Origin of the sequence: Leptospira sp. B5-022 (genome assembly GCF_000347035.1) — a bacterium.
GTDB classification, from domain to species: domain Bacteria; phylum Spirochaetota; class Leptospiria; order Leptospirales; family Leptospiraceae; genus Leptospira_B; species Leptospira_B cinconiae.
Window position 1 is genome coordinate 505393 of record NZ_ANIJ01000006.1, and the last position, 12640, is coordinate 518032.

At 42.6% G+C, this 12640-nt stretch carries 17 protein-coding genes; all 17 read left to right on the forward strand.

The window, feature by feature from the left end; translation table 11 throughout:
* The first annotated feature begins 1 nt into the window (after position 1).
* The 17 genes from LEP1GSC192_RS02965 (at position 2) to LEP1GSC192_RS03045 (ending at position 12612) form a co-directional block, all read left to right on the forward strand.
* Complete coding sequence (locus LEP1GSC192_RS02965) at positions 2-1345, forward strand: sigma-54 dependent transcriptional regulator (protein ID WP_020768218.1); 1344 nt, start codon at positions 2-4, stop codon at positions 1343-1345.
* Complete coding sequence (locus tag LEP1GSC192_RS02970; protein WP_020768149.1) at positions 1338-2183, forward strand: hypothetical protein; 846 nt, start codon at positions 1338-1340, stop codon at positions 2181-2183. The genes LEP1GSC192_RS02965 and LEP1GSC192_RS02970 overlap by 8 nt, the downstream gene beginning before the upstream one ends.
* Positions 2180-4123: a primosomal protein N' gene (priA, locus tag LEP1GSC192_RS02975; RefSeq protein ID WP_020768084.1), complete on the forward strand. Its 1944-nt coding sequence runs from the start codon at positions 2180-2182 to the stop codon at positions 4121-4123. Before LEP1GSC192_RS02970 ends, priA begins: the two co-directional genes overlap by 4 nt.
* Positions 4123-5067 carry a methionyl-tRNA formyltransferase gene (gene fmt, locus LEP1GSC192_RS02980; RefSeq protein WP_020768000.1) on the forward strand — a complete coding sequence of 315 codons (945 nt, stop codon included), beginning with the start codon at positions 4123-4125 and terminating at the stop codon, positions 5065-5067. The genes priA and fmt overlap by 1 nt, the downstream gene beginning before the upstream one ends.
* The gene (locus LEP1GSC192_RS02985) at positions 5064-6068 is read left to right on the forward strand and encodes a PASTA domain-containing protein (RefSeq protein ID WP_020768446.1); all 1005 of its coding nucleotides are present in this window, start codon (positions 5064-5066) and stop codon (positions 6066-6068) included. Before fmt ends, LEP1GSC192_RS02985 begins: the two co-directional genes overlap by 4 nt.
* Positions 6065-6709 (forward strand): ribulose-phosphate 3-epimerase, encoded by a 645-nt coding sequence (gene rpe, locus LEP1GSC192_RS02990; RefSeq protein WP_020768025.1) that lies wholly within the window; start codon positions 6065-6067, stop codon positions 6707-6709. Before LEP1GSC192_RS02985 ends, rpe begins: the two co-directional genes overlap by 4 nt.
* A 101-nt stretch (positions 6710-6810) precedes the next feature.
* Positions 6811-7077 carry a 30S ribosomal protein S16 gene (rpsP, locus tag LEP1GSC192_RS02995; protein ID WP_020768224.1) on the forward strand — a complete coding sequence of 89 codons (267 nt, stop codon included), beginning with the start codon at positions 6811-6813 and terminating at the stop codon, positions 7075-7077.
* Positions 7077-7307 (forward strand): KH domain-containing protein, encoded by a 231-nt coding sequence (locus tag LEP1GSC192_RS03000; protein ID WP_008591501.1) that lies wholly within the window; start codon positions 7077-7079, stop codon positions 7305-7307. Before rpsP ends, LEP1GSC192_RS03000 begins: the two co-directional genes overlap by 1 nt.
* Positions 7300-7818: a ribosome maturation factor RimM gene (rimM, locus tag LEP1GSC192_RS03005; RefSeq protein WP_020768350.1), complete on the forward strand. Its 519-nt coding sequence runs from the start codon at positions 7300-7302 to the stop codon at positions 7816-7818. The genes LEP1GSC192_RS03000 and rimM overlap by 8 nt, the downstream gene beginning before the upstream one ends.
* Complete coding sequence (trmD, locus tag LEP1GSC192_RS03010; protein ID WP_020768492.1) at positions 7808-8476, forward strand: tRNA (guanosine(37)-N1)-methyltransferase TrmD; 669 nt, start codon at positions 7808-7810, stop codon at positions 8474-8476. The genes rimM and trmD overlap by 11 nt, the downstream gene beginning before the upstream one ends.
* Positions 8473-8898, forward strand: a complete 426-nt coding sequence (gene rplS / locus LEP1GSC192_RS03015) for a 50S ribosomal protein L19 (RefSeq protein ID WP_020768447.1) — start codon at positions 8473-8475, stop codon at positions 8896-8898. The genes trmD and rplS overlap by 4 nt, the downstream gene beginning before the upstream one ends.
* A gap of 78 nt (positions 8899-8976) precedes the next feature.
* Positions 8977-9669: a ribonuclease HII gene (locus LEP1GSC192_RS03020; protein ID WP_020768071.1), complete on the forward strand. Its 693-nt coding sequence runs from the start codon at positions 8977-8979 to the stop codon at positions 9667-9669.
* Entirely contained in the window at positions 9638-10444 is an 807-nt protein-coding gene (locus LEP1GSC192_RS03025) for a hypothetical protein (protein WP_020768046.1), read from the forward strand. Before LEP1GSC192_RS03020 ends, LEP1GSC192_RS03025 begins: the two co-directional genes overlap by 32 nt.
* A complete protein-coding gene (locus LEP1GSC192_RS03030; RefSeq protein WP_036088732.1) occupies positions 10432-10710 on the forward strand; it encodes an EscU/YscU/HrcU family type III secretion system export apparatus switch protein in 279 nt (92 codons plus the stop codon). Before LEP1GSC192_RS03025 ends, LEP1GSC192_RS03030 begins: the two co-directional genes overlap by 13 nt.
* The gene (locus LEP1GSC192_RS03035; RefSeq protein WP_020768210.1) at positions 10707-11891 is read left to right on the forward strand and encodes an HD-GYP domain-containing protein; all 1185 of its coding nucleotides are present in this window, start codon (positions 10707-10709) and stop codon (positions 11889-11891) included. The genes LEP1GSC192_RS03030 and LEP1GSC192_RS03035 overlap by 4 nt, the downstream gene beginning before the upstream one ends.
* 69 nt (positions 11892-11960) lie before the next feature.
* Positions 11961-12320, forward strand: coding sequence for a YraN family protein (locus LEP1GSC192_RS03040; RefSeq protein ID WP_020768143.1), 360 nt, complete (start codon positions 11961-11963; stop codon positions 12318-12320).
* Between the two features lie 94 nt (positions 12321-12414).
* Complete coding sequence (locus LEP1GSC192_RS03045) at positions 12415-12612, forward strand: hypothetical protein (protein WP_008590301.1); 198 nt, start codon at positions 12415-12417, stop codon at positions 12610-12612.
* Positions 12613-12640 lie beyond the last annotated feature (28 nt).

Genomic DNA, 12640 nt, shown 5'->3' on the forward strand with positions numbered 1-12640 from the left:
GATGAGAATATTTATAGTAGATGATGAACCGGAAATCCGCAAATCCCTCCAAGATATTTTGGAGGACGAAAATTACGAAGCGGAACAATTCTCTTCCGGAAAAAACTTCTTAAAACACCTTAAGATAGAAAGACCAAGTCTTGTTTTGCTGGATGTTTGGCTCGGAAAAGAGGACGGACTAAGCATCCTAGATGAGATCAAAAAAATTTATCCGACTGTCCCAGTGGTCATGATCTCAGGACATGGAACGATAGAACTTGCAGTACAAGCCACCAAAAAGGGTGCATTAAACTTTTTAGAAAAACCATTATCGATAGCAAAAGTTTTAGAAGCGGTAGAAGAAGCTTTAGTATATTCCGGAAAGTCGGAAGTTCCTGAAATTAAACTGGAATCGGATGAAATTTTAGGAAATTCTCCCGCCATCCAAAAAGTTAAATTTTCCATAGCTCAGGCGGCAGCCACAAACGCAAGGGTGTTCATTTACGGAGAGAATGGAACGGGAAAGGAATTGGTCGCCAAAACTATATTCAAAAATTCTAAAAGAAAAGATCAACCCTTCGTAGAGGTCAACTGTGCCGCTCTCCCAGAGGAATTGATAGAGTCGGAATTGTTCGGATATGTAAAAGGTGCATTCACAGGGGCTACGGACACAAGGATCGGAAAATTCGAGGCTGCCAACGGAGGCACATTATTCCTGGACGAGATCTGCGATATGTCCCTATCCACCCAGGCAAAGGTACTTCGTATCCTCCAAGAACAAAGATTCGAAAAGTTGGGAAGTACGGAACAAGTATCCGTAGATGTTCGAATTATCGCAGCGACTAATATACCGGTGGAAGAAGCGATCAAAGACGGAAAGTTCAGAGAAGATCTATATTACAGATTAAATGTGATCCCGATTACGATCCCTCCGTTACGCGATCGAAAATCCGATATTCCACTTTTAGTGGATCATTACGTAAGACAAACGATCGCGGAAAATAATCTTTCTCCTAAAATTATAGAGAAAGAAGCGGTCGCCATCCTAGAAAACCATTTTTGGCCTGGAAATATCAGAGAATTAAAGAACGTGATTGAAAGACTTTGTATCATGACCGTAAGCGATATTATCCGGGCCCAAGATGTGAAAGATTCCATGACCGGATTCGTGAAGGCAAACGATCTGGTGGAAAAAGGGGACTTCAAAAAGGCAAAAGAAGAATTTGAAAAACAGTATATTCTAAAAACCTTACAGACGAATGAAGGAAACGTCTCCAAAACCTCCAAGGCGCTCGGAATCGAAAGATCCCATTTATACAGAAAAATGAAATCTTTAGGAATACAGGCGGAGGATATCCATGACTAAGCCTGGAATTTTTACAGAGCTGAAAGGGATCCTGCAGGACTTTAAATTTTTAGTCCAAAACGGAGAATTCCCAATCATAAGAAAACAGGGAGAAAAAGATCCCCAGGATCTGGACTTAGAATGGAAAGATTCCTGGAATTGGTCCTCCATCGGATCGAAAAAAGAAAAAGAGACTTCCATTCCCGGGATCCAAATGAGGATCCCTCCGAAAAAAGAGGACAGAAACTTCTCCTGCAAATTATGCCCTGACCGTTTGAGCGCAGTTCGTCATTTTATCATCCGGGGTAGAAAAAAAATATTAGTATTACATTATACTGGCGAAACGATCTCGGGAAAACAATCGTACGTAAAAACATCTCCCTTAAAAATTTTCAGGACCAGCGAAGCGGAGGATGTATTCGATAGAATGATCCAAAAAGTATTCGGATTTACGATGAAGGAGTTCTATTTCCAAGAATTTCCGGGATGTTTATTTTCCCAAGACAGATCGAATGAAGAAGATTGGAAAAGAAGGACCCAGAACTGTAAGGTCCAAGTGCAGGAAACCATCCAAGAAGAAAATATACAAGGAATTATACTGTTAGGCGCCGCAGCCACTCTATATTTCGGAAAAGAAGAGGCCCTCAAACAAATGGGCAAAACTTTAGAGTTCCAACCAGGTATCCCGATGGTGGTGCTTCGTTCTCCGGAAGCGATCTTAGCGGCGGAACAAAAAAGAAAATCCAGTAAAGCCGATTCTATCGAATTCCAAGAAGCCAAGAAGAAGGAAATAGAAGTCAAAGAAAGTATCCTCTCCCAACTCGGGATCTTTCATCAGGAGATTAAAGAGAAAATTTGATCCAATATGCAGAACTAGCCTTCGATCTTCCGATCTTAGAAGATACATTCACCTACGAGGTCCCTTCTGGCACACAAATCGGAATGAGGGTAGAAGCCAAACTCAGAGGAAGAAAAGAAGAAGGGATCGTATTATCCTTACATCATAATGAACCCAGCTACGCAGTCTTACAAGTAGATCGGGTCATAGACAAAATTCCTGTCATCAACGATGAGCAGATCCAACTTGCCTATTGGGTAAAAGAACAATACCTCGCATCTCTCGGGGAATGTATCCACAAGATGATCCCGTCGGGGAGAAGGCATTCCAAAGTAAAACTAACCGAGGGACTCTCGGCTTCGGAACCGTTTCCATTAAACGAAGAACAGGAAGCGGCATACCGAAATATCAAAGCGGATTTTGGAAAAGACTCCATACATCTTCTATTCGGAATAACGGGAAGCGGAAAAACCGAAGTGTATCTGCATTTGATCCGGGACATTCTACAAAACTCAAACAAGGGAGTTTTACTTTTAGTTCCGGAGATAGGTTTGACCTATCATATCATCCGCAAATTAGAAGCGGTATTTCCGGGAGAGATCGCATTATTACATTCCGCATTAAAAGTTTCGGAAAGATTCAAAGCATATACGGACCTAATTCAAGGGAAAAAAAGGATCGCAGTAGGAACAAGATCCGCCGTATTCGCACCCGTTTCAAACTTGGGACTCGTCATCATAGACGAAGAACATGACGGTTCTTTTAAAGAACATTCTACACCTAGATACCATGCAAGACAGATTGCGCTACAACGTTGCAGAACAAACAAAGCGGTATTGGTCTTAGGATCGGCAACTCCTTCTTTAGAAGTATATCATTTGGCAAAAACGGGAAAAATCGGTCTACAAACTCTGACCAAAAGACCGGGAACCGCAAAACCTCCGACAGTTCGGATCGAAGAAAATAAAAAAGATGCAAGGCTTCTCGGTTCGGAACTTACATTTGCGATCAAGCAGAGGTTGGATAAAAAAGAACAGATCATTCTTCTTTTAAACAGAAGAGGATATAGTCCTTTACTCTATTCCGAAAAGGAAAAAACGTACATCCCTTGCCCGAACTGCACATCTCATCTATGTTATCATAAAAAAGGTACCGTTATCTGTCACCTCTGCGGATTTTCGGATTCTCTCCAAAGATTGGAATCCAAATTGGGAGAAAAACTCGTCATGATGGGAACAGGCACCCAAAAACTAGAAGAATTCCTTTTAGAAACTTTTCCGGGTGCGAAAGTAGAACGTTTAGACCAGGATTCCATCCAGGACAAAAGTGTTCTCACAGATGTGATCGGAAGATTGGTAGACGGAGAGATCGATATTCTCACCGGAACACAAATGATCTCCAAGGGTTTAGATGCGGCAAGGGTCACTCTCGTTGGAGTGTTAAATGCAGGGATCGGCCTCGGACTTCCGGATTTTCGAGCAGGGGAAAGAGTATTTTCTCTTTTGACACAAGTTGCGGGAAGAGCAGGACGATCGGATCTTGCCGGAGAGGTTTTGATCGAAACAAACACAGTCGATCATCCGATCATTCGAATGGCATTGGACCAAGACTATATTCGATTTTATGAATCCGAGATCAAAACCAGAGAAGAACTTTTTTACCCGCCATTCTCTCGACTTGTACGTATCTTATCCAGATCCAAGGATGAAAGTCTTTCCCTCAAAACGATTGAAGAAGTTCACCAAGTTTTAAAAAAACATCTGCCCGAACCGAACACAGTCGTACTAGGTCCAGCTCCTTGTCCTTTCTATAAGATAGATGCGAATTTCAGAAATCATATACTCATCAAAACGACTGTACAGAACAAATGGAGAGAGATCCTAAAAAAAGAGATCCGGCCGCTTAAAATTTCTAAAAACGTTTACCTGGAATTGGATTTTGATCCATTGGATCTTGTCTGATGAAAATCGCATTTTTTGGAACCCCGGAACCTTCTGCCAAACTTTTGCAGGCGTTACTACAAGAGCCTGAGATCCAAGTACAATTCGTGGTCACAAATCCCGATCGTCCCAAAGGAAGAAGTAAAACCCCTGTTCCAAGCCCGGTAAAAGATATTGCATTATCTGCAAATCTTCCGGTCTTCCAATACGAATCCATAAAGAGGGAAAAAGAAGATGCGCTCCAAAATTTTTCCAAGTTCGATGCGGAACTCTACGTGGTATTCGCTTACGGTTCTATTCTACCTAAAGAAATTTTCTCTCATCCTAAATTTGGTTCCATTAATCTACACGGATCCATTCTGCCTGACTTAAGAGGTGCTTCTCCAGTCCAAACCTCTCTTTGGAAAGGGTATACGAAAACAGGGATCAGTATCCAATACCTGGGAGAAAAAATGGACGAAGGAGATATCATCTCCATCCAAGAAGTGGATGTGGATCTGGAGGACGATACCGGAACCCTGATGGAAAAGATCACCCAAGCTGGGATCCAAAGCCTAATCCCGCTTTTAAAAGGTCCAAGAACTTCTCCCTTTGAAGCTTCTCCGCAAGACCATTCCAAAGCCACTTATTGTACGAAAATCCAGGCCGAGGACAGGGTCTTAGATCTAAAACTTTCCGCCATGGAAGTGCATAATCGAATCCGAGCCTTAAGTCCGGATCTAGGCGGCTACTGCCGTTTTCGAGACAAACGTTTGGTTTTGTGGAAAACAAGACCGGTAGATTTTTCCGAATCGCCGATAGAGCCGGGCAAATTGAAACGAATGGACAAAAAGGCCCTTATTTTCCAGTGTGGAGATGGCCGTTTCTTAGAGATCCTTTCCGTGCAACCGGAAAATAAAAACAGAATGACTGTGGCAGATTTCATGAACGGTTTCCGTATTTCGGACGAGGATCGTTTCGAGTGACCAAGGAAGAACTCCGCTCTAAATATCTCCCTATCGGGGGTTACTTTTTTTTCATCGCATTCGGCTTAGTAGTCTTCTTCATAGCCGCATTCTTAGTAGTATTTGTTCGTACCAAAAGTGCAAGCATGGTGGTCATGCCTGATGTGGTAGGTAAACCGTACAACGAAGTCCATAACGAGTTAATGCGTCTCCAGTTAAAAGTCAGATTGGAGTCCAAACGATATCCGGATAAAACGGACGGTATCATCATCTACCAATCCATTCGTCCCGGAAGAGAAGTGGAAGCAGGTTCCAAAGTTTCTCTTACGGTCAATATCGGTTTAGACAGGATCGATATGCCCAACCTAAAAGGTCAAAGTTTAGTCTCCGCTAAAAACTCCATGGAAAAAGTCCTCTCCGGAGAGACCTATGTTTCTCTGACCTTAGGCGGGATCACCTACGTCGAAGTGAAAGAAGGAGAACAACCTGATACCGTAGTGGACCAAATCCCGGAAGCAGGTAAAAACATCACCGCGGGCGAAAAAGTATTCTTACTTGTTACAAAACCTTCTACCAAGAAAAAAGAAGGGGAGCCCCAGGCAGGATTAGATTTTAAACCGGGCGATTCTTTCGCTTTCGCGCAAAGAGCGTTGGTAAGAGCAAAAATTTCCTCCAAGGCGGAAGTGGTAGTCACCAAATTTCGACCCGACAACGGAAAGATTGAATCCGTCCAAAAAGTAGGAAACGAATACAAGTTTAAGGTATTTTATTTCGAGCCGGAAGACAGGGTAGAAAGCGGATACGAAAGTTTCGTGTACGAGGCTCCTGAAAACGGAACGTATTCCTTAATCGTAAAAGACCAAAAAGACGAAACGAAACAAATCGAGATCAGCGCTCCCACAACCTACCAAGAGGGAGAAAAAATCCAGACCGTCTTTTACAGAACGGGAGACGTGACACTGGTTCTTTTGGACGAGAAAGGTTCGAAAGTAAAATCCAAAGACTACGAGAACGAATTTTGAAAATCTCCGCTTCTATTCTTGCCACCCAACTTACAGCACTCGCGAATACTGTTCCCAACTTTAAAAAGGAAGGAATAGACCTAGTCCATATGGACGTGATGGACGGAAACTTTGTACCTCAGATTAGCTTCGGCGAAGCGGTCAATAAAGAGATCAAGGCAATGACCCAGATCCCTTTAGATGTTCACCTTATGGTGGAGAAGCCTGAAAATCATGTTCACAAATATTATGAACTAAATCCCTACTGCATTACATTTCATGCGGAAACTACCCATTTCCCGATCCGTCTCGCTCAGGAAATTAAGAAGAATGGACCGAAAGTTGGAGTTTCCCTGAATCCCGGAACGCCTGTTTCCGCGTTAGAAACACTTCTACCTTATATTGATCTAGTACTTATCATGACTGTAGAGCCTGGCTTCTATGGACAGAAGTTCGTGGATGGGGGAATGGACAAAATCAGAAAAGTGAAGTCTTTGATTTCTCCATATCCGATCGAGTTGGAAGTAGATGGGGGAGTCAATGATACAAATATCAAAGAACTCGCTCAGGCGGGAGTGGATATCTGTGTTGTAGGAGCCGGTTTATTCAAATCCGGAGACCCAAGCGAGAACGGAATCCGCTTAAAAAGCCTCGTAAAGTAATAATATTATTAAATATTGACAGCCCGGCTTTCCGGCAAATTATGGCGTATTAGGGCGAGCCGTACGGTGAGCCATCCTTATTTATTCGAAGGAATTTTACTTTGGTTAAGATCAGACTACAAAGAACCGGAGCCAAAAACAACCCTCACTATCGGGTCGTGGCTGCAGATGCCCGTTCCCCTAGAGACGGTAAATTTATCGATATTCTCGGACACTATCACCCAGCAGAGGTGAAAAGCCAAACAGTCCTGGATAAAGAGAAAATTTTAGGCTGGCTCAGCAAAGGTGCTCAACCTACCGGAACCGTTCTAAACCTCATTAAACACGAGGGAATCTGGGCGGAATATAAACAATCCCTGAAGAAGTAATGGAAGAGCTGATCCGCTATATCGTTACTTCTCTAGTAGATCATCCGGAGGAGATTTCCGTTAAGGAAATCGAGGGCGACGAACAAACCGTCCTTGAACTCCGGGTTTCCCCGAAGGATGTGGGGAAAGTGATCGGCAAAAACGGAAGGATCGCAAAGTCCTTAAGAGCGATCTTAACCGCAGCATCCATCAAAGCCGGAAAAAATTTCTCCTTAGAAATTATTGACTGAGACTCGTATCCTAACCGGACATTTAGGAAAACCCTTCGGACTGAAGGGTTTTGTCAGACTGGTTGCAGAGGACAGTTCCGTTCCGGAACTAAAATTTCCCATCCAAGCCACCTTAGAATTTCCCTCTCGGGAACCTGTACCCGTTAAGATCCTGAAATCGACCATACAATCGGGTAAGATCCTTTTACAATTGGAAGGGATCAATTCTCCGGAAGAAGCATCTTCCTTAACAGGCGGGAAACTTTATATCGATCGCTCCTATTTTCCCAAATCCAAAAACGAAGAATATTATCTCTTCGAGTTAAAAGGTCTAAAAGCCGTCAGTGAAGACGGAAAAGAACTTGGCTGGGAATTGGTGGACATTCTAGAAAATCCGGCACATTCTATCTTAGTCTTTCAAACCCAAGATTCTGAGGTCTTAATTCCCTATGTGGAAAAACATGTAGGCAAAGTACTCTTGAAAGAAGGTAAGATCGTTTTAAAAAACCCTGAGGATTGGAATGAAATTTAATTTTATTACCTTATTCCCGTCCAAGATCCAAGCGTATTTTTCAGAAGGGCTACAAGAGAAGGCAATCCAAAAGGGAGTATTCTCCGTAAACATTGTACATCTGCGGGACTTCTCCAATAATAAACATCTAAAGGTAGACGACACTCCTTATGGTGGAGGTCCAGGAATGCTCTTAAAAGTAGAGCCGATTGACCTGGCATTAAAATCATTGGGAGAAGATAGAGGACTCGTAATTCTTACCACTCCATCCGGAATTCCATTCGACCAGAACGTTGCGGAGAAATTATCCAAGCTCCAAAAACCGATCACTCTCATATCAGGATACTATGAAGGAGTGGATCATCGGGTTACAGAGCATCTTGTTGACATAGAACTGTCCCTTGGAAATTATGTAATTTCAGCCGGAGATTTGGCTAGCCTCTGCATAACGGATGCTGTGTCCAGGCTTTTGCCCGGCTTTTTAGGCGACCGAGAGAGCCTGGAAGAAGAATCTCATAACGAAAGGGATATTTTAGAATATCCACAATATACGAAACCTTCCGAGTATAATGGCTGGAAGGTTCCCGAAGTTCTCTTGGGCGGAAACCACGCGGCGATAGAATCTTGGCGCAAAGCCAATCGAAAGAAAGTCGACCCTGATATTACGAGGAATTTATGAAAGAACTTTTAAAAGGCGGACTTCCAACAGAAGCGAATCGTACCCTAAATTTCAATGTTGGGGACACTGTAAAGGTCCATTATAAAATCCAAGAATCCGGTAAGGAAAGGGTCCAGGTTTACGAAGGAGTTGTGATCTCCATCTCTAACGGCGGAAACGGAAAATCCTTCACCGTTCGTAGGATTTCTTACGATGTAGGTGTAGAAAGAGTATTCCCACTGTATTCTCCTCGTATCGCTAAAATTGAACTAGTACGTAAAGGTAAGGTTCGTCGTTCTAAGCTCTTCTTCTTAAGAGAACGTTCCGGAAAATCAGCTCGTATTCGCGAGTTGAAAGGCGGAAAAGTTTTAGTAGCAGAGGACAGAAAACGCCAAACAGCAGAAGAAGCAAAAGCAGCTGCTCCTGCACCTGCTGCCGAATAAGAATCTTTTTCATTGCGGCGGAATTCTCTGCCGCAAGTATCTCTTTCCTTCTTCTCCTTTTTCCCACCTTAAAATCCAATGCCTCTCGCAAATTTCGAACCGGAAGAATTGAAATTTTTTCCAGAACATCTTCCTTGCGGGATAGACGAAGCAGGGCGAGGTCCCTATGCAGGTCCTTTGTCCGTAGCAATGGTTTTATTCACCCCCGAGGTCCTGGAAAAAATCTATTCGGGACAGATCTTAAAAGGACTAAACGATTCTAAAAAACTCTCCGAGTCCAAACGTGAGTCTCTATTCCAAGAAATTATGGAATCCGCCCATAAAACCGCCCACAGTTTCTTATCTCATACCTATATAGATCATTATGGGATCAATAGAGCGGTTTTAGAAGGTATATTGAAATGTTATAGAAAGGGTTCCCAAGGTCCGATAGAAAATACGGGAAGAAAACTTCTGCTCTTAATCGACGGAAACTATAATTTTTCCAAATACAAGGAATCGGAAGAGGTAAAACGCCAGTCTTATTATTATAAAAAAGGAGATTCCAGGATCGCAAGTATCGCGGCCGCATCCATAATCGCAAAAGTAAAACGGGATCGTTTTATGAAAGCAATCGCTTCCAAGTTCCCCGGTTACGGATTCGAAACGCATAAAGGATACGGCAGCGCGGGACATGAACAAGCAATCCGGGATCTGGGACTAGCAAGAATCCACAGAAGATCTTTTACGAAAAAATTCCATGTTTCCCATCCCTCCCCCCAATCCGATTGATAAAAACCAAAATCCTCAGGTCCGTAAAACGGATCGAGTCCCGGAATCCCATAAAATATCCTTTTTTATAGATTCTTCCAACAAGATCCAAAACCCGGAACTATTCGAAGGGGAATCCAAGGATGCTCCATTTTTTAGGGTTTGGGTAAAAGAAGGTACGAGGGATGGAAAGGCAAAACTTGTTTGGAACGGAGAAACATTCGAAGCGGAAACTAAAACCAGCCTTCTCACAGGGGAACAATTACTTTTATCTCGAACCTTATCCGGTACTAACTCCGAATGGAAAATACAGGAAAGGAAACTAACGTTAGAAGAAGGTGATTCCAAAATATTCTCTCCCTTGGAAAAAGGACTCACAGGGGTTTTGGAGAAAGTACTACATAAAGAAGAAGGTCCCATCTCGGAAGATAGTATTCTGGCTTTCTTGAAGAGTTATTTTCCACATTTCGAATGGAAATCCGAGACTCCTTATTTCGAGTGGGAATGGGAGGGAGGAAATGCGGAAGGGTATTTGGGTGGAACCGATCCGGGGCGAATATTTGTGCTCTTTATGGAGACTAAAGAAGACGGCCCGAGTCTTTACAGATTCCATTGGAAAAAAGAAGACGCGTCGGACCTGATTCTAACCGCTATTTATACTAGTTCTAAATTGTACTTGCATATAGGTCGGAATCGTAAAAAATTTATGCAGTTCTTAGAAGAATCGGGAGTTAGATTCCAAGAACTCAGGATACAATATAAGCCCTCTTTACAGAGAAGGGAATGGACTGCGTGAAATTCGGAATCGCCCTTAAGTTTACACCGGAAGAAAATAAAGGCCCCAAAATCCTAGCCAAAGGAGAAGGTCTTTTAGGTGAAAAGATCAAGGGTGTGGCAAAGAGACACGGGGTTCCTATAGTGGAGGATGCTCCTTTGGCCGAGGCACTTTCTCCGATACCGGTAGGTCAGGAAATACCGGAAAATTTATACAGAGCGGTTGCGGGTGTTTTTGCTTTCGTACTAAACCAAAAAGCGGAAGCAACAAGGGAATTTGAAAAATGAAAAAATTGAACGTGTCCGAATTGAAGCCGGGTATGAGATTCACAAAACCCGTTTATCTGGACAAAGAAAATCTGTTCATCACTTCCAATACTCCGATCACTGATTCGGATCTGGAACGTTTGAAAAGATTCGGGATTACCGAGGTATTGACCCACGGAGACATCCTAGTGATAGATGTGGATCCGGAAAGATTGGAAACCCAATTGGAGGATTTTATCATCAGTACCATCGTAGACGAGGATCTTCTTCCTTTAAAAGGGATCTACGATAACCTAAATCGAATTAAGGTACAATTTTCCAACCTATACAAAAACACATTCGCACTTGTTCAGGATGTTTATAGAAAAGTTGCAGACGATAAGGTATTCGATTTCGGTCCTGTGAGAGAACAAGGCGAGACATTGGCGGACTTTGTTAGAACCCATAATAATCTTTCTTACCTGATCCTCGGAATGAATAATCCGGGGTATTATCTATATAATCAGATCACTACATCCACATTCTATGCTTTGATTATAGGAAAACTTCTGGACTTCTCCCGTCCTAAGATGGTGGATCTTGCGATCTCTTGTTTGGTAGCGGATGTGGGAATGACAAAGGTTCCCGCAACCATCTCCGAAAAAACGGACCAACTCACGGACGAAGAATATAAATCCATCTTAAAACATACGATCATAGGGTATCAAGTCCTTACCCAGAGAATCAAAATTAAGAATAGTTTGGCGGTAGTAGCACTCCAACATCACGAACGTTTCGATGGAAAAGGTTACCCTCAAAAGATTGCGGCAACTGCAATCGAGGAAAATGCGAGGATCTATGCGATTGCGGATAATTTTTCAGCTCTTATCACAAACAGACCCCATAGGCAGAGAGTCCTTCCACACGAAGCAATCAAGTCTATGATCAGTATGGATGTGGGTAAGTTCGATCTCAAGATCGTAAGAACATTCTTAAACCAGGTTTCCTTATATCCGGTAGGTTCCTGCGTGGAACTTTCCGACAAAAGAGTAGGGATCGTTCTTGCCGCCAACGCGGACAAACCCTTACGTCCTTCGATCCGTATTATAAAAGACGAATATGGGACTTTCGTGCGAAATCTTATCCTAGTGGATCTGGTAAAAGAAAATCATTTATTTATCGTGAAGGCATTAGATCTACAAGAAGCCACTGCAAATTCCTAATTTTTTCGGATTTATCTTTTTAGATCCAAAAACTTTTCTCCATTCTTCTTTTTCGAAACATGTCTCCGTATGGGACCCGTCTCCAAATATAAAGTACGAAAAGGAAAAGAAGGAGAGAATCTCGCCGTCGAATTACTTCTTAAGCAAGGTCATAGAATTTTAGAAAGGAATTTCCGGATCAAAAAGGGAGAAATCGACATAATTAGTGAGAAAGAAAACGTCCTATATTTTACGGAAGTGAAGTACTGGGCCAAAATTTCGCCGATTCATCCTTTGGAAATATTCCACCCGGCTAAGATGAAAAAAATGAAAACGGCAGCCGAGTATTATTTGAGTAAAAACGTTTCGTTTAGAGATCATTTTGTCTCCTTCTCCTTGGCCCTTATTACCGAAAAAAGGGAACTGAAATATTATCTTAATCTATTCTAAAACCATCGTTAAGCGATTTCAAAAACGAGTCGATTTTCGAATTGTCTGCGGGTTCTCAAGGATGAGGACCTTAAATCGTTACAAGGAAGTAACTATGAAAAGCATCCAAATTCTCGGCAACTTGGCCGGGTCCGACCCGTTCGGACCGGACCCAGTGATCCTGAGAAAACGAGGAGTTCCGATCAAAAAGCGGAAATTCGAGGACTATAAGAAGAAGATCGAGGACGAAAACTACATTGATTTCGCAATCGATAAGATCGCTATGGAACTCTCGCATTTCCTGTCAAAGTAACCACAAAAATAAAACCGTCGAAAGAACA